Below are 17,578 nucleotides of genomic sequence, written 5' to 3' on the forward strand. Positions count from 1 at the left end.
TAGTAATCCGGCCACAAACCTTCACATGTGGTCCGCAGCCTCGCAGGCTCACAGGTAGTGCAACGGGGTGCTCATGAGTAGCCCCGCATGGAAACGAGTAGTTACTACGCGTGTTCCGGGCGAAGGCCGTCCCTAGGGTAGGAAGCGTCGTCTGGGCCTGGGGGCCGGCTCCTAAACAGAGAGCTAATAGCGGGCGGGCTGGGGAGCCCGGCTGTCGGGCGGTCGCGACCATAAGCGATTGATCTTTGGGGAACTGATCATGCACACCTTTTTCTTTGGCGTACGCAAAAAACGTCGGCGGGCTCGCCATATGTCTCCGAACCCAAAGGTGCCGCATCGCTCGGTTCCCGTCTTCTTTGACCCAACAGGCAAACGGTGGAGGAACGTACTCACTGTCCTCGTTTTCCTGCTCACCGCTACGTCCGGAGTCGTCGCTTGGGCCGGGCCTGCCGCAAGTACTCCCACGTGGATTCCCGCGGAGAACCAACATGCGGATTATCCGGAAAAGCTGTTGTCCACTTGGGACGACGAGAACATTCCGCTCATCGACGGGGCAGACCGCTCTATCTTCTCGCGTATTTCCATAGTGAAGCGTGTGGACGGCAAGGTCCTGCTCACAGACCCATTCAGCACGAGGATTTTCCGTGAAGCCACCGACGCTGAAGCGGAGGAAATCGGCGAGGCTCCCTATGTTATGGAACGCTTTGGGTCTCCGCCGAAAAAGCAGCTCATGCTGACATTCGACGATGGTCCCAGCGCCTATACGCCGGAGCTTCTGGACATCCTGTCCCGCGAAGGGGTGCCGGCGACGTTCTTCAGCATTGGAGAGAATGTCGTCCAGCATCCAGACATCTTGTCTCGCATCCTTCGCGAAGGCCACATGGTGGGTAACCACACCATGACCCACATCGACTTCTATGAACATGACACGGCGCGTGACCGGGACGAAATAATTGGAACTGACCGCATCATACGTTCGCTCGGGGGGTATGCCACGCGCCTCTTTCGATTGCCTGAGGGGGACCCAGACAACAACGCCTTGGCTGTCCTGGAGGCCCAGCAACTCGGTTATCTGCACGTTGACTTCGATCTCGACACGTTGGATTGGAACTACGAACCGGGCCAGACGATTCCCCAGCCAGAGCTTGACGGGGAAGGGCACGTGGTACTGCTCCACGACGGCGGCGGAGACAGATCCGCGACCCTGACGCTGGTTGAGGATCTGATAAAACAGGCCAAGGACCAGGGCTACACCTTCACAACGATGGCGCCGATCCTGCCCCCCAGCTTCCAACCCGTGGATTCCCACCCTGCAGAAGCCGTGGATCATCTGACCGCAGGGTACAACATTGCGTATTGGTCGGCCACCAACGATGTGATTACGTGGTTGTTCTGGTTCGGCATTGGCTCTCTCGCCATCATGACCACCGCCTACATCATCCTCGCGATCATCGGTCATCGTCTGCAACAGAGGAAAAGGTGGCCGGAACTCAAGGACGCAGCCCTGCCTCTAGTCAGTGTGATCTTGCCGGTATTCAACGAGGAACCCGTGGTCTTGAAAACGCTTCAGGCGCTGAAAGCCAGCGACTATCCTGCCTTGGAAGTGATTGCCATCGATGACGGCTCAACGGACAGCACTTTGTCCGTGATGCGTAGTTACGCCAGGGACTGGAGTGCTCTAAGGGTCTTGACTCAGTCGAACGCCGGCAAGTCTGCTGCCAGCAACTTTGGCATCTCCCAGGCTCGGGGGGAAATCATCGTGACGCTGGACGGGGACACGATCTTCGAGCCCCAAACCGTACGGATGCTCGCCCGGCATTTCTACGATCCTGACGGCGGAAACAGGGTGGGCGCCGTTGCAGGCCATGTGAAAGTGGGGAACCGACGCAACATCCTGACCGCCTGGCAGTCGCTGGAATACATTTCAGGAATTTGCGTCACACGGATGGCCGAGGGACTTGCCGGCGTCATCTCGATAACGCCTGGCGCCTGCGCCGCATGGCGGAAGGAAGCCTTGGACGTAGTCGGCGGCTATTCGCATGACACCTTGGCCGAGGACGCAGACCTGACCCTGTCCATTCACAGGCTCGGCTACCGCATTGTGCAGGAGAACCGCGCTGTCGCCTGGACAGAGGCGCCCATGACCGTGCGCGGCCTTGCCAAACAGCGGCTGCGCTGGACCTATGGAAACCTGCAGGCGCTGCGCAAGCACCACGACATGCTCCTGCGCCCCCGGTACGGGCTGCTCGGCATGGTCGCCTTGCCGTATGCGTGGCTCTCCACCCTGGTGCCCTTGGTGTTCATGCCCCTGACAGTGCTGGTAGCTGTACAGAGCGCCGTTGAAGGCAACTGGCACTCCATTGCCTTGTTCGCGATCTTCGTTGCGGGAACCCACTTCACCATCTCAGTGATCGCGCTGGCAATGGTCAAGGAGAGCATGTGGCATCTGCTGATGGTGCCGATTTACCGGCTCATCTACGAACCGCTTCGTGCCTACCTCCTCTATGCGTCGCTGTTCCAAGCGTTGCGAGGCAAAATGGTGGGTTGGTATAAACCCCAGCGGACCAACTCGGTTGCCATGCCCACCGTCGCGACCGGCTAAGGGAGAGTGCTGGAGTAGCCGTTGCCGAGGATTGCGGAGAAGTCCCCCGCATCCTGGGCAACGCTGCTGCATGTATTTGAGGGCACGCTTTGGTCGGATTCTTCAGGGCTGCAGGGCCGATCACGGTTCAGCGACCAAAGAGATATCCTGCCCAAGCCTTTTCCACGGGCAAATTCGTTCAGCCCTTCAGCAGCAGACAGGTCGAACACATCGGATTCGACGTCGTTGTGGCCGATCATGGGAGTCAAGCCGATTTTCTGCCAGATTTCCCGGTCATCCAACTGTTGTCCGGTCTCCTCGTAGAGGACCGCCAGTTGATGATGGGTGGCCTCAGCGGCGTCGATCGAGGCGTGGAGCATTGACTGACCGTCGGCCCTGCTGCCGCCGAAGTTCATGGTCATGATGTTCACTCCGGCCAGGTCCACGCCGGCGGCGAGGAACGCCTTCACAACCGCAGTGCCCGGATCCGTCAGTCCGGTGGGAGTAACAGGCAGGGTCAGCCAAACCCGCAGCGGGTTTCCCTGGTCCCGCTCGCGCTGCAGTTGGGCTATGGCTTCTGCGCGTTCTGTTCGGGACTCCCCTGACGTTAGTGCTTTGCCTTCGACGTCCAGGTCTATGGTGTCGATATCGTAGCGCTCAATGACGCTGCGGTAAGCGTTGAGGAGCTCAGTCCGGTCGGTACAAACGGTGGCCAATTCATCTCCCAGCTGGCCTCCGAATGAAATGGAGACCCCGCCGCCTTCCTTCCTCGACCGCTGGATACGCTGGTCCAAATCGAGTTTCGTGGCTGCTTGATCCAATGAATAATAACCACCCCACGAGGGCACACAGGGTTGCGTCGCGTCAGCCACGATGAAGGACAACATAGCGCCCGCAGCTGAACTGTTCGGCGGACGATCAAACTCATAGGATGACGGCACGGTGACGTCCACATACCCCGTGAACCAGGGGGTTGAGATATTCTGCTCAGCACTCGTTTCGAGTGCAGCGCAACCAGTGGCCGAAACTGCGGCTAGGGAAACCACCCCAGCCCCCCAATAGGCCTTGGTGCAGCGTCGGAAAAACGGACTGCTCATCGTCGATCCCCATCGTCGTCGACCCAAGCTGGTGCCTGCCTAGGTGGCTCATTTGCTGCCAGTCTAGCCGCTCCGTTCGAACCCGCGATAGAGATCGGAGCCCTGTACAAAGCCCGCCCCACTCGCTAGGAATGAAGAACAAGAAATATTGCACCGGCACCTCTCCAGGAGTCCCATGAGCGAAGATCACCAGCCGGCCGACCACGGCGAATTGCGCCGGATAGCCGAGGAATCGTTCGGTTGGAAAGTCCTCCGCGAAGGACAGCTGGACGCCATGGCTGCGGCCGTTCGCGGCGGGGACGTGCTGGCAGTGATGCCTTCGGGGCACGGGAAGTCGGCCATCTATCAGGTTCCCGCCGTCGCACTGCCGGGCACCGCCGTCGTTATTTCTCCCTTGATTGCGCTGCAGTACGACCAGGTTGATGCCATCAACGAGGACTTGGGCGCCCAGCGCGCTTTTGCGGTGAATTCGAACCTGGGGGCGGCAGCCGAACGCAGAGCCTGGGACGCAGTGGGCAGCGGCGAGGCGAAGTTCCTGTTCCTGGCCCCGGAACAGCTGGCCCGGGAGGAAACGCTGCAGCGACTCGGCGAGCAGAACATTTCGCTGTTAGTGGTGGACGAAGCGCACTGCATTTCGTCCTGGGGGCACGATTTCCGGCCCGACTACCTGACCCTGACCACGGCAGTGAAGCGCTTGCGCCATCCGCCAGTCATCGCCCTGACGGCCACCGCCTCACCGCACACGCGGACGGAAATCATCGACCGGCTAGATCTGCGGGATGCTTTCATCGCAGTGCAGAGCTTCGACCGGCCGAACCTGAACCTTCAGGTGCGGCGGCACCATGAGGACCGCGGCAAGCGGCAGGCTGTGGTGGACCAGGTGGCGGCACTGGGCGGGCCGGGGCTGCTGTACACCGCAACCCGCAAGGACACGGAGCGCTATGCAGCCGAGCTGGCCGAGCGGGGATTGCGTGCCGACGCCTATCACGCCGGGCGGAAGGCCGCCGACCGAGAGGCGATCCACGAGCGTTTCCAGGCCAACGGGGTGGACGTAGTGGTGGCCACTTCGGCGTTCGGGATGGGAATCGACAAGCCGGACGTCCGGTTCGTGGTGCACGCCGACATTCCCGACTCGTTGGACAGCTATTACCAGGAAATCGGCCGCGCCGGCCGGGATGGTGAACCGGCGCAGGCCATTTTGCACTACCGGTCCGAGGATCTGGGCCTGCGGCGCTTCTTCGCCGGCGGCTCTCCCGATCCGCACGAGCTCGCCGCCGTCTTCAACGCCATAAGCGAGCATGGCCCGCTCCGCCCCACTGGGCTGCGTGAATTTACCGGCCTTGCGCCCCGGAAACAGTCCCGCATACTCAACATTCTGGAGCACAGCGGCAGCATCGCGGTGAACCGCAACGGTTACCGCGCGAAGGGCGGTATCGGCGCGCAAGAGGCTGCTGACGACGCCGTGGCGGATGCCGAATCGCGGCACAGGATCGACGAATCGCGGATCGAAATGGCCAGGGGCTATGCCGAAACGGACCGCTGCCGGCGGGACTGGCTGCTGAACTACTTCGGCGAAGAGACCGACGGCTATTGCGGTAATTGCGACAACTGCGAGGCGACGTCCGAAACCGAGGTTGAAGCACGTGAGGCACAGATGCCGGAGGGTTACGAGATCCAGCGCCCGGTGAAGCACCGCGAGTGGGGGCCAGGCATCGTGATGGGCACCCGGCCGGACCGCATTACCGTCCTTTTCGAATCGGTCGGCTACAAGGACATCGCGCTCTCCGCGGTCGAAGCGGACGAGGGATTATTGGAGTAAGCGGCCGGGCACGCCCATGCGGCTTCACGGGAGAGCCTGCCCGGGCATTGGAAAGGGGCCGACGATGGGATGGGGGTTGGCTCAGTCTCATAAGCCGCCCATCGTCGGCCCCCGCTTAGGGAGCCAGTATGGCTGGTTCGATTCTAGTCTTCCGCGGTTAAACGAGCCAATCGACGTTTTTGTGACGCGGGGGGTCAGTTTTGCTTGGCCGTGCCATGGTATTTCTGCTGCGCAGCCACCAGCCCTTCGCGCAGCAAAAGTTCGGCCGCATCGGCGGCGTCGTCCACGAGGAACGGCAGGTCCTTCTTTTCCGCCGTGGAAAAATCACGCAGTACATGGTCAGCTGTATCCATGCGCCCAGGCGGTCGGCCCACTCCAATCCGGACCCTGTAATAGTCCTTGGTACCGAGTGCTTTGGACATGTCGCGAAGGCCGTTGTGCCCGCCTTCTCCCCCGCCGATCTTGAGTTTGATCGTGTTGAACGGGATGTCGATCTCGTCATGCAAGGCAACCACATGGTCTGGTGCGATCGAGAAGAAATTGCACAGCGCCGCCGTCGGTCCCCCTGAAAGATTCATGAACGTCAGCGGCTTGGCAAGCACCACCCGGGGGCCGCCGATGCCCAAGCGGCCTTCCAAGATCTGGGCGTGCGTCTTGTGTGATTTAAAGGATCCGCCAACTCGATTGGCCAGCTCGTCGAGGGCCATCTGGCCGACGTTGTGCCGATTGCCGCTGTATCCGGGGCCGGGATTGCCCAGGCCAATCATCAGCCAGGTGTCGCTGCTCACGTGGACAGGTGCTCCTTGGATGGTAGCTGCAGGGACCCAGGATCGTCCCGGGGATAGACCAAAGCCCCCGGCGAGTGCGGAAAGCAGTCGCCGGGGGCTCTGACGGAAAGTTACTACTCAGCCGGAGTTTCGGCGGTCGGTGCGGCTTCGGCCGTCTCGGCCTCGGGCTCGGCCACTGCCGGTGCGGAAACGGTGGCAATCACCGTGTCTTCAGGAATCAGCAGGCTGACACCGGACGGCAGCTCAATGTCGGTGGCGTGGACGTGCTCGCCGATCTCGCGGCCCTCGACGTTGATGGTCAGCGTCTCCGGCAGTGCGGTGGCATCGGCTTCCACCAGAACGGTGAACTCTTCCAGATCGAAGACGGCGCCGGCTGCAACTTCGCCGGCAACGTGGATGTTGACGTCGACGTGCACCTTCTCGCCCTTGCGGACGGTCAGCAGGTCAACATGCTCGATGATCTGGGCGATCGGATCACGCTGGACGTCCTTGGCCAGGGCCAGGCGCTCTTCGCCGTCAACGTCCAAGGTCAGCAGCGCGTTGGCGGTACGCAGCGCCAGCGTGGTGGCCTTCTGCGGCAACAGAACGTGCAGCGGCTCGGCGCCGTGGCCGTAGATGACGGCGGGGATCTGCGCGTTGCGGCGGGCGCGGCGGGCAGCGCCCTTACCGAATTCGTTGCGGACTTCAGCTGCGAGCTTCAGCTCGGACATGATGTTCTCCTTGTGCTGGTTGGTTCAGGGCGGGTGCCTAGAGACCGACCCGCCGCACCGGTACCAGTGCAGAGAAGCGAAGCTGCTAGCCACCGTCGATAACGGAGAGTCGGTTCCGGCTCTCCCTCGCCTAGGCAATGCCCCTACTTTACCAGCCAGGATTGCACTGTAAAAACTTCATCCTCATCGCCGAGCAGCCCCGGGGCCTGCGTAAGTTGATGACGGTTCTCGACCCCCAGCTTGAGGTAAATGCGGTAGAGGTGTCCCTCGACCGTCCTGACAGAGAGCGTTAGTGACTCCGCGATGTTTTTGTTCGTCGCGCCTTGGCGGACCATCCTGAGGATCTGTTGCTCCCGAGGCGTCAGTCCTGAACCAAGATCGCGGGCCGACTCGATAGCCGGAGTCTTGACGCCCTCGAGTCGGGGCAGCATTGAGCGCAGACGTTTCAGTGCTGCGTGACGCAGACGCTGGAGCCCCTTCCGGTCCAGTATTTCGCAGGCCCAAACCAGCGCCGTGGCGGCGAGCAGATCCTTGCCCGCTTCCTCGGCTTTGTCGGCAGCCAAAATGAGGCTGTCGGGATCTCCCGAGAGGCGCGCTGCCGCGACGGCGGCCAGGGCCTGCGCGTCGGGACCGTCCAGCGGCATGCACACTTCGGCAAGCCGGTTCGCGCCGCGACCCTCTTCCAGCAGCATCTGTTGCTCCAGAATCTCTTTCTCGGCGCTGACCCATCCAGCAGACCGCGCCGCAGCGGCATAGCCGGTGAGGTCCTCCGGCGTTTCCGCGGTCCCAGGCTCGGCCTCCGACTTGACCCCTGCGGAGAAGCTGTCGGCTCCCCGCGTCTGGGCTGCAGACACCAACCAACGTGCTTGCATCCCGCCGCCTGCATACTTTTCCAGATGCTTCCTGAATCCATGCGCTTGCTCGGCCTGCCCCATGGTCGCTGCAGCGGATGAAGCTGCCCCGAGAACCGTTGGAAGCAGCATGCCTTGGTCTGCGTGTCGGAGCGCTGCGATAGCTTCGGCCAGCAGTTCCAGCGCGGGCTTCATTCTGCCCCGTCGGAACAGTAACAGCCCATGAATACCTTGCTCCGTACCCGAGAACCAGCGGTGCCTGCGCGGCGCCATCCGGCTGTAACCATCCAACACACGTTCCGCCTCGTCGTAGAGACCTGAGATCACCAGGCTCTCCAGATGCCTCGTGAGCACATAAGGGTAGAAGGCCTTTAACGACGGATTTGTTTGGGCCAGAGCAACCGCCTCCGCCCCCGCGGCTGCCGCTTGCCCGGAATGGCCAGTTTCAGCCAAGCAATAGGCAAACGCGGTATGGCTCAGGAGCCGCGCGGCGGCCGTCTCTGTTCGGCGGGGAAGGGTCGCCAACACCTCAAGGGCAGCATCGAACTCTCCGTCGAGCAGATGGCCATAAGCCGCTAGGAAGGTGGCACCGTCAACCGCATCTAGACAGCCAGTGGTTGTCTCCACATGGTCCTCTAACGCCGGTCGATGCCCCGCCGCGGCTGCTTCTTTCAACTCTGCGGAAATCCTTTGAATTTCTGCGCCATAGCCTACTTCCTGCCCAGCGATGGAAGCCCTGAGCAAAGTTGCGGCCGTGATGGTCCGAAGATCAGCAGAGCGGTGGATACGGTTTAGGGAGATTTTGGCGGCCGCTCCGTCGCCCATCCCCCAGAAGGCACGCGCATTTTCCAGATGCGCTGCTGAGGCGGCACGGCTGGTCTCGGCCGCTACCGTAGACAAGCGCAGTGCCAATGGATAGTCACATTCGTCATTAGCACGACGCGCCGCCATCAATAATTCGTCGGTCGGCGGCGGCAGCCCGGCGTCCAGACCCCAACGAGCCATGTCCATGTTGCCCACCGGGTGCGGTCCCGATTTCTTCATGACTGGCAACACCTGGTTGAGAAGTTCTGCGCTGTACCCTGCCGGGATCATTGACCGGACAACGTCAGCGTAGGGCGGAAACTTGAGCCGCACATCTGAGTGCTCCGTTGGTTCGGCCAGCAACCCCAGCTGCTCCAACGATCGAAGAACCTTACTGCCGAACAACTCTGCGGCGGCGGCAAGTGGAACGAACCCAGCCAGTGCAATGATCTCCACTGCTCGCCGGTGCCTGGAATCCAGCCTATAGACCATCGCTTTGACCAGATCTGTGGTTGCTGCATCAAGCTCGGCGGGTTCCTTGCCCATCCACCACATCCCGCTCTGGCACTTCAAGTGGCCGGAAGCCATGGCCTGTCTGACCAACGCTTTCATCAACGGCGGATTCCCCAACGACTTCTCTTGGAACAACTGCACCGTTCCGCCGGCGACAGTTCCTTGGAGGATGTCTTCCATCGCCACGCGGACTTCTGCCGAAGTGAGCGGCAGCACTTCGAAAGCTGCCAGGAGGCCGTCTTGGCACAACTCCAGGATTTCCCGCGGCAGCGAGTTCCAACTTCCGCAGAGCGCCAGTATTTTGGCGGAGCCTGACATGACCAGCTGTGCCAGCAAGTAGCTGCTCGCTTCATCCAAGTCCTGAACCTCGTCAATGATCAGCAGCGGCTGGCGGGCATCGCTGTGCCGCTCCTTGGCAAAAACCGTCCTCAACGTCCGCAGGACCGCTAGCGGGGAGTCCAAGTCGGACCCGGACACTCCCCTGAGATACGGAAAGAACGCGCCGTAAGAAACGCTCGTTATAGCTCGTTCGGGCCGAATCCAGTGCACATGGAAGCTCTCGCCGAGGTTGCGGACTACGTCCTCGACAATGGACGATTTGCCCGTGCTCGTGTCGCCATAAAGCACGCCGCCGAGCGTCGTCATACTGGTCACGCAAGCGGTGACAGCATCGGTGAGCTTCCTTCGTCCCCCGGAGCCGGAGACGTTCATTCGGTGGCGCTCGGCTCTTCTCGGGACACTATCTCCGCTAGCTCCTGACGACTACGGATCAGCAGTTTCGCAAAGACCCGGTAGAGGTGGCCTTCCACTGTCCTCGTCGAGATGCCTAGTGCCTTCGCGATGGCGTGGTTGCTGCGGCCTTCGGCGACATAGCGGGCTACATCTTGTTCTCTCCCGGTGAGGCGCCCACGCCAACCGGCATGGACGGGCGCAGGCGTGCCGTCGCGTAGGATCGAGCGAGCCTTGCGCCTGACCTTGCGTACCAGATCAGTCCTCCCCGATCGCGCCGCAATCGTCTCGGCATAACTGGCCATATTGCGGGCAAAGGCATGGTGTCCGCCGTGTTTGGCCTGCTCGGCCGCCTGCAGCAACAGCGCCGTATCTTGCGAAACAACCCCCTTCGCGTACTTTTCACAAATCGAGGCGAAGGGCCCTTGGCACTGAGTAGAGAGTTCCAGCAGCCGGTCACCAATCGGAGCGTCGGACACACACCCCGCAGCCACCAGCGCGATCAGTTCGCCCGTGCTTAGCCCCATCGACCGGTCAGCGGCAGCCTGCTGGCGCAGCTGATCCAGCGCCACCTGAACGTCGCCACGGGCTGCCCGGCATAAGGCGTGGAAATGCCCTTCCAACCGGGTGATGAGCCACGGCGTTGCCGGGCTACCGGGCTCGGCTTGGGGAGCCCGGTCAGGTTCGTCGAGCGCTGCCAGGCAATACGATTCAACCTGCCCCGCCAAGGTCGAGAGCCCATCCGGGTCCGTCTCAGTCAACTGGGCGCGGACCGACCGCAGCAAATCGGCCGCCCGGTGAAAGTCGCCAGTCACGGCCAGCACCATGCCGTCAGCCAGTTCTTCCCATGTTCCACCAGGATCATCGCGGTTGCGGCTGAAGAGGCGGGGCGTTCCGCCGGCGTCCAACCACGCGCCGGACAACAAGTATGCCGCGGTCCGGTGGTACCGGATCTCCAGCCGAAGTTCCTCATTCACCGTGTCAAGGTCCTGCCAAAAGTCCTCGGCCAATGCCAGAGCATCATCACAGCGACCGGTCACTGCTAGGGTCTCGCAAAGTAGCGCCCTGGCGAGAAGCCTGGGGCCGGACTGAGGAAAGGAGAGCTCGGCACATTCTTGGAGCAAGGCGAAAGCTTTTCTGTACTCACCCTGGGAAACTAACGACCGCGCCAGATTTAGTTGTCCCCAATCGTGCGGGACCGGCTTCGGGCGGCTGCGGGTGTGCAGCATCTGGCCCGCCTCCGGTTTGGTGGCCGGGCGGGAGCTAGTCGGCCCCATAGTGAGCAACGCGTCCGCCACTAGAAGGTCGGCAATTTGGGCCACGGTCAAGGGTCGGTAGCTGATGTCAACGATTTCCCGGTGCTGCAACTGGTCCAGCGCGCTTCCGCGTCCGGTCTCCTGCAAATAGGCCAAGGGAAGACCGCCGGACTCAGCCAGCCGGTATGCCAGATCCAGTACATCGTCACCCAGCCCGCTCAAGCCCGCAGAGGCAGCGGCGACCGTGACCGTCCCGAGCTGGACCGGCTTTCCCGTATAGGCCCAGATCCCATGCCTTTTCCGGAGCGCGCCGGAGGAAAAGTAATCCTCCACCAGCAAGGAAACAAATTTCGGGTTGCCGCTGGAATGTTGGTGCAGCATCCGTGCTGCCTCCCGCGACAGTGGGCCACCCAACACTGCAGCAGCCATCTCGCCGACCTCGTCCGGGACAAACGGTGGCAAGTCGATACGTCGTATCCGGGAATCGAGGCTCAGATTCAGGAAGGCACGCGGAACCGCTGAAAAGTCTCTCGCCAGAATGACGACCCGTGCGTCTCCCCTGGTGACCAACTGGCTGAGCATCGTGGCCGAATCACTGTCGAATTGCTCGGCATTGTCGATCAGCAGCACTACGTCCTTGCCGTTGGCCGCCTTGTTCAGCTGGTGCGACAAGCCGTCCAACACCAGCAAAGGATGTCCCAGCTGTGAGTCTTTGAGCTCTGCCAACAAGTACGTCAGCGCACCGTATGAGACGCCACGGGCGTACTCTGTACCTCGCACTTGAACGGCTTGAACGTACGGGGCAAGCTGATCGACCACATGGCGCGCCAGCAGGGTCTTGCCATAGCCTGCGGGCGCGACGACGACTACTCCCGCGGACTGTTTGTCCGCCAGCGATGCAATCATCGCCCCGGTGGCTTCTCTCCGTCCGATAAACACGGTACCCGGATTAGGCCCCAGCGCACGATTGAGCACAGTTGTAGCACTCATGACGAGACCGTCTTTCTTGCCCCAAACCCCCAAAGCGTCCATCCCCAATCAGGACGCTCGGAACTAACCTTAGTCAGCAGGCTTGGTCTTGTACATAAGTCACTACAAATATGCCGGAGCCTGACGCTGCAGCTCCGCTCACGTGTGGGCCGGAAACAGCGGCGGCAGGTGTTCCACAGCAGTGAGCATTGTCCGGTCTCCCGGAACTTGCCCAGCTCGGAGACTCCTTGGCTGCAGTCCCAGCGGATTGAGGGGCAATTACCGCTGTTGCTCCGGCCAACACCGCCGAGGCGTTCCCGACCCACTTCCTTAACCTTGGGGTACATACCCCTCTCAGGCACGGGTGGAAACTACGCGTCTCGGCCCTCCACTACCTAGACATCTGCCTGCAGGGTACTCACCGGACCCTGCCTGCTACTACGGCGCCGGCGGAAGAGTCAGACACCGGACAAGCAGAAAGGGGCCGACGACGGAAGGGCTGGCCCAGAGCTTTCGGGCTTCCCGTCGTCGGCCCCTCTTAGAGAGCCGTGGTGGCCGGGCGGGGCTCAGCCGGCCAGAACATCCCTCGTCAGGCCTTGCCGTCGAACAGGCTGGTGACCGAGCCGTCTTCGAAGACCTCCCGGACCGCGCGGGCGATCAACGGGGCAATCGACAGGACGGTCAGTTCCTTGAAGTTCTTCTCCGGCGGGATCGGCAACGTGTTGGTGACCACCACTTCCCTGGCTCCGCTTTCGGACAGCCTGCGGGCAGCAGGATCGGAGAAGACTGCGTGGGTGGCCGCGATGATCACGTCCTTGGCACCGGCGTTCATCAGGACCTGGACGGCACCAGAAATGGTTCCGCCGGTGTCGATCATGTCGTCGATCAGCACGCAGGAGCGACCCTCAACCAGGCCCACGACCTGCTTGGACACCGCCTGGTTGGGCATGTTGACGTCGCGGGACTTATGCACGAAGGCCAGCGGTGCCCCGCCAAGGCGCTCGGCCCACTGTTCGGCGACGCGCACCCGGCCGGTATCGGGGGAAACCACCGTCACGTTGTCCAGATCCACCCGGGTGCGGACATAGTCGGCCAGCAGCGGAATGGCCATCAGGTGGTCGACGGGTCCGTCGAAGAAGCCCTGGATCTGCGCGGTGTGCAGGTCCACGGAGATCAACCGGTCGGCGCCGGCTGTCTTGTACATATCCGCCACCAAGCGTGCGGAGATCGGCTCGCGGCCGCGATGCTTTTTGTCCTGTCGGGCATACGGGTAAAACGGCGCGACGACGGTGATCCGCTTCGCCGAGGCCCGCTTGAGGGTGTCCACCATGATCAGGTGCTCCATCAGCCACTCGTTGATCGGGGCAGGGTGGGCCTGGAGGACGAAGGCGTCGGTGCCGCGGACGCTTTCCTCGAACCGTACGTAGATCTCGCCGTTTGCGAAGTCGTAGGCCGACGTCGGCAGCAGTTCGATGTCCAGTTCTTTGGCGATCTGCTGCGCCAGCTCAGGATGGGCGCGTCCGGAAGCCAGTACCAGCCTCTTTTCGCCCTGTGCCTTGATTCCGCTCATGAAGGATCACTTTCTACAGTTGGAGATTGCGTGGAGGAGGTTTGTGAGGCAGCTTCCGCGGAGGAACTGCCGGGGCGGTTCTTCAGTACCCACCCTTCCAGGTTCCGCTGCGGTGCAACGTTGACGGCGAGGGCCCCGGCCGGAACATCCTTGCGGATCACGGCGCCGGCACCCGAATAGGCGCCGTCACCAATCTGCACGGGGGCTACGAAAACAGTGTTGGAGCCGGTGCGCACGTCTGAGCCGATGACGGTGCGGTGCTTCTTTTCGCCGTCGTAATTGGCAGTAATGTTGCCACAGCCGATGTTGGCGTTGTCGCCGATTTCGGCATCCCCGGCGTAGCCAAGATGGGACAGCTTGGCGCCCTTGCCGATGGTCACATTCTTGGTTTCGTAGAAGGCACCGATCTTGCCCTTCTCGCCCAGCACGGTGCCGGGGCGCAGGTAGGTAAAGGGGCCAACCGTGGCGCGGGGTCCGATCTCGGAGTCGGAGCCGTGCGTCCTGACCACGGAAGCACCCTCGCCTACTGTCACGTTCCGCAGCGTCGTGTCCGGCCCCACTACCGCATCCGCGGCAACATGCGTGGTCCCGTGCAGTTGGGTTCCCGGCAAGAGCGTCACATCGGTCTCGAACGTCACGGTCGAATCGATCCACGTGGTCGCCGGATCCACGATGCTGACGCCGGAGCGCATGGCAGCATCCAGAATCCGCCGGTTGTGCTCCGCGCCCAGTGCCGCCAACTGCACCCGGTCATTGGCGCCCTCCACCTGCCACCGGTCGGCGGTGACGACGGCGGCCACTCGGCCCCCGTCGGCCCGCGCCAGCGACAGCACATCGGTGAGGTACTTCTCGCCCTGAACGTTGTCGGTGGTGATTTTGGACAGTGCACCGCGGAGCACCGTCGCGTCGAAGGCGTAGATGCCGGAATTGACTTCGCGGATGGCCCGCTGGTCCTCCGTGGCATCCTTGTGCTCCACAATCCCCTGCACGCTACCGTCCGCGGCCCGGATGATCCGGCCGTACCCGCCCGCATCATCGAGGACCGCGGTCAGCACGGTGACGGCGTTGCCGCTGGAGGCATGCTCGGAGACCAGGTCGCGGAGCAATTCGCTGGTCAGGAGCGGAACGTCTCCATAGGTGACCACCACGGTTCCATCCAGCCTGGCCGGGAGGGCTTCCAGCGCCACCTCCACCGCGCGGCCCGTGCCGGGAATTTCGTCTTGGTCAACAATCAGGACGTCCGGGTCGAGCGCGGCAATATGTTCCGCCACCCGGTCCCGCTCGTGGCGCACGACGGCGGCCAGCACCGTGGGTGCCAGACCGCGGGCGGCGGCGAGCGCATGGCCCACCATGGAAATGCCGCCGATCTCATGCAGGATCTTCGGCTTCTTGGACTTCATTCGGGTGCCCGCCCCCGCGGCCAGGACAATGACCGCTGCAGGAGATAAAGCTGATTTGACGTTTTTTTCTTGGACGTCCTGGGGGCTCACTAAGTGGCACTCCTCGCTGCGCTGATTCCGGTGTAGCCGGAGCTTGGGGGTTAACGGCATCCTACCTGCCACAACACCGCACGTTCACCGGCCGGTGATCGTTCCGCCCATAGGATTCGAACCTATACTCCACAGCTCCAAAGGCTGGGGTGCTGCCATTACACCAGGGCGGAATGTGCCGGAGCAGGATTGCCTCCTCGGCACAAGTGTCCATTTTGCCACGATTTCCGACGTCGATGCGACTTGGCGTCGGACGCGTGTCCTTTGGGTTGGACCACTGCGGCTGTCGACCGGTGGCGCGCTCGGTTGTTACCCGCCTGGTCCACTGCTCCAAAACCGACGGGCCCTATTCGGCAAGCGCCGAAGCGGGCCCTATTCGGCAAGCGCCGAAGACGCCATGCTGGTGAGGTCGGTGTCTGCTACATGGGCAGCAGCGGGGAGTTGTGCTCCGCTGTGCAATAGTTCGGCGATCCGCTCCGCCGACACGGGTTTGCTGAAGTAGTACCCTTGCCCGCCGGCACAGCCCAGATCACGCAGCTGCTCGGCCTGTTCCCGCGTCTCGATTCCTTCGAAAATCGCGTCCAGGCCCGCCGCACGAATGAGCTGGAGCACGGCCGCGATGAAATCTTGCTGCGACCCGTCGGCCGAATGGGTAGCAATGATGGAGCGGTCGACTTTGACCAAGTCGACGGGCAGCTCGCGCAGGTAGCTGATCGAGGAGTAGCCGGTGCCGAAGTCGTCGATTTCGATGCCGATGCCCAGCTTGCGCAGGGCGAGCAAGGAGTATGTCTCCACTTCGCCGCCGGTGACCAAGCCGGTTTCGGTGATTTCTAGGACCAGTGACTCAGCGGCTATTCCGGAATCCCGCAAAACGCCGCGGACATAGTCCACCAAGTCGATCCGCTGCAGCTCGGCGACGGAAAGATTGACCCGGATTTGGAACCCAGGGTCCAAATCCAGGTCGGCCGACCACTCGGCAAACTGATGCGCAGCGGCGGAAAGAGTCCAACGGCCTAGGTCAATAATCAGGCCGGTCTGCTCGGCCATCGGAATAAAGTCGTTGGGCATGACCCGGCCTCGTACCGGATGGTTCCACCTCACCAGTGCTTCCACTCCCAGCGGGCGCCCGGTGCACAGATCCACCACCGGCTGGTACTCCAGCTCAAAGCCTCCAGTGGCTATGGCCCCGCGGAGTTCGGATGCCATTTGGTTGTGCAACTGCCGCGCCTGCAGCATGTGGGACTGGAAGACCTTGATGCGGTTCTGTGGATCCTTTTTCGCTTCGTACATGGCTGTATCCGCGTCGAGCAACAAGCTCTGCGCGCTCTGCCCTGCATCTGCCACTCGCACGCCAATGCTGGCTTGCGCCCACACTGTCAGTTCGTCGAGCCGAATATCGTCGTTCAGGACCCCCAGGATCCGGTGGGCAACCTGAAGCGCAAGATCTGTTGTGGCACGCGGCAACAGAATAGCGAATTCGTCTCCGCCCAGCCGCGCCACAGTGTCTACTTCGCGCACGATCGACCGGAGCCGGTTCCCCACCACCGTCAGTACGCGGTCTCCGGCGTCGTGGCCAAAACTGTCGTTGACCTGCTTGAAGGAATCCAGATCCAGCAGCAGCAGCGCGGGAGCCCGCTGGCCAGACCGTGCGTCCTCCAAGGCAGCGGCCATCTCGTTTGCCAGGGCGGTTCGGTTGGCCAGACCAGTCAGGGCATCGGTCATTGCCATCCTGCTCATGTCCCGATGAGCCTGTCGCAGCTCCGCGGTACGCTGTTCAACGCGCCGTTCCAACTCCGAGTAGCTCAACTGCAGTTCCTCAGCCAGGAGATTAACCCCGGTTATCACTGCGTCGATCTCGTCCCGGGCCGCCGATGGTTCCACCCGTGTGGACAGGTCACCGCCGGCCAGACTGACCATCCCGTCGACCAGACGCTGGAGCCGCGGGTCGGAGTTATGCGGCATTATCCCGTTCCAGCCACTCATGGGCCTGCGGTTCGGAGTCGAAATAGCGGACTGGGCATTCTGAAGGTTCAGTCCCCAGCACGAAATTAGCAATCACCCGGTCCACAGGTGATTCGCCGACCAAGGCAATCGCTGACGCATTCGTCTGCTGGCCAAGCATCGAGCGTGCCATTCGCGAAATCGAAGCCACGCCCTTCAACCGCATGAGCACGCGGCAGGGCCGGCCGCCGGAGAGCACCTGAAGCTGTGACGAGGTGCTGACGGCGACTTCGTCGGTGAAAGCCGCACCCCTCGGCAGGTCAACGCTGATGATTCCGTCTCCAGAACGGCTGATGTCGGCGGCAGCGGCGTCGGCCGCACCGACTAGGCGGCCCATACGGCCGTGTCGTCGTTAGATACCGCTCCTGTAAACCTCTTGGAACAGCCTTGAGCTAACTCG

Annotated in this window: 11 protein-coding genes and 1 tRNA gene; 2 read left to right on the forward strand and 10 right to left on the reverse strand. The window is 62.2% G+C overall.

All coding sequences use genetic code 11. The features are described from left to right. Nucleotides 1–259: 259 nt before the first annotated feature. Complete coding sequence (locus AC5RW2_RS31615; RefSeq protein WP_494074924.1) at nucleotides 260–2,602, forward strand: bifunctional polysaccharide deacetylase/glycosyltransferase family 2 protein; 2,343 nt, start codon at nucleotides 260–262, stop codon at nucleotides 2,600–2,602. Here AC5RW2_RS31615 and AC5RW2_RS31620 read toward each other — a convergent pair. Then, the gene (locus AC5RW2_RS31620) at nucleotides 2,599–3,678 is read right to left on the reverse strand and encodes a chitinase (RefSeq protein WP_493963433.1); all 1,080 of its coding nucleotides are present in this window, start codon (nucleotides 3,676–3,678) and stop codon (nucleotides 2,599–2,601) included. The two genes, AC5RW2_RS31615 and AC5RW2_RS31620, sit on opposite strands and share 4 nt — an antisense overlap. 175 nt (nucleotides 3,679–3,853) lie before the next feature. On the opposite strand from AC5RW2_RS31620, the gene AC5RW2_RS31625 reads away from it, so the two are divergent. After that, nucleotides 3,854–5,497: a RecQ family ATP-dependent DNA helicase gene (locus tag AC5RW2_RS31625; protein WP_493963432.1), complete on the forward strand. Its 1,644-nt coding sequence runs from the start codon at nucleotides 3,854–3,856 to the stop codon at nucleotides 5,495–5,497. A gap of 194 nt (nucleotides 5,498–5,691) precedes the next feature. Here AC5RW2_RS31625 and pth read toward each other — a convergent pair whose 3' ends face one another. The 9 genes from pth to AC5RW2_RS31670 form a co-directional block, all read right to left on the reverse strand. Next, entirely contained in the window at nucleotides 5,692–6,264 is a 573-nt protein-coding gene (gene pth / locus AC5RW2_RS31630; RefSeq protein ID WP_493963500.1) for an aminoacyl-tRNA hydrolase, read from the reverse strand. A gap of 134 nt (nucleotides 6,265–6,398) precedes the next feature. Next, nucleotides 6,399–6,995 (reverse strand): 50S ribosomal protein L25/general stress protein Ctc, encoded by a 597-nt coding sequence (locus AC5RW2_RS31635; RefSeq protein WP_493963431.1) that lies wholly within the window; start codon nucleotides 6,993–6,995, stop codon nucleotides 6,399–6,401. 143 nt (nucleotides 6,996–7,138) lie between these two features. Then, complete coding sequence (locus AC5RW2_RS31640) at nucleotides 7,139–9,808, reverse strand: helix-turn-helix transcriptional regulator (protein WP_493963430.1); 2,670 nt, start codon at nucleotides 9,806–9,808, stop codon at nucleotides 7,139–7,141. Between the two features lie 62 nt (nucleotides 9,809–9,870). After that, entirely contained in the window at nucleotides 9,871–12,180 is a 2,310-nt protein-coding gene (locus AC5RW2_RS31645; protein WP_493963429.1) for a LuxR C-terminal-related transcriptional regulator, read from the reverse strand. Between the two features lie 526 nt (nucleotides 12,181–12,706). Then, nucleotides 12,707–13,687 carry a ribose-phosphate diphosphokinase gene (locus AC5RW2_RS31650; protein ID WP_493950762.1) on the reverse strand — a complete coding sequence of 327 codons (981 nt, stop codon included), beginning with the start codon at nucleotides 13,685–13,687 and terminating at the stop codon, nucleotides 12,707–12,709. Then, a complete protein-coding gene (glmU, locus tag AC5RW2_RS31655; protein WP_493963428.1) occupies nucleotides 13,684–15,237 on the reverse strand; it encodes a bifunctional UDP-N-acetylglucosamine diphosphorylase/glucosamine-1-phosphate N-acetyltransferase GlmU in 1,554 nt (517 codons plus the stop codon). Before glmU ends, AC5RW2_RS31650 begins: the two co-directional genes overlap by 4 nt. A 41-nt stretch (nucleotides 15,238–15,278) precedes the next feature. Beyond that, nucleotides 15,279–15,350 (reverse strand) — tRNA-Gln (locus AC5RW2_RS31660). A gap of 199 nt (nucleotides 15,351–15,549) precedes the next feature. Beyond that, nucleotides 15,550–17,139: a putative bifunctional diguanylate cyclase/phosphodiesterase gene (locus tag AC5RW2_RS31665; RefSeq protein ID WP_493963427.1), complete on the reverse strand. Its 1,590-nt coding sequence runs from the start codon at nucleotides 17,137–17,139 to the stop codon at nucleotides 15,550–15,552. Next, nucleotides 17,129–17,515, reverse strand: coding sequence for a DUF7793 family protein (locus AC5RW2_RS31670; RefSeq protein WP_493963426.1), 387 nt, complete (start codon nucleotides 17,513–17,515; stop codon nucleotides 17,129–17,131). The genes AC5RW2_RS31665 and AC5RW2_RS31670 overlap by 11 nt, the downstream gene beginning before the upstream one ends. Nucleotides 17,516–17,578: the final 63 nt, after the last annotated feature.

The sequence above is a fragment of the Arthrobacter sp. B0316-1-20 genome (assembly GCF_059091865.1).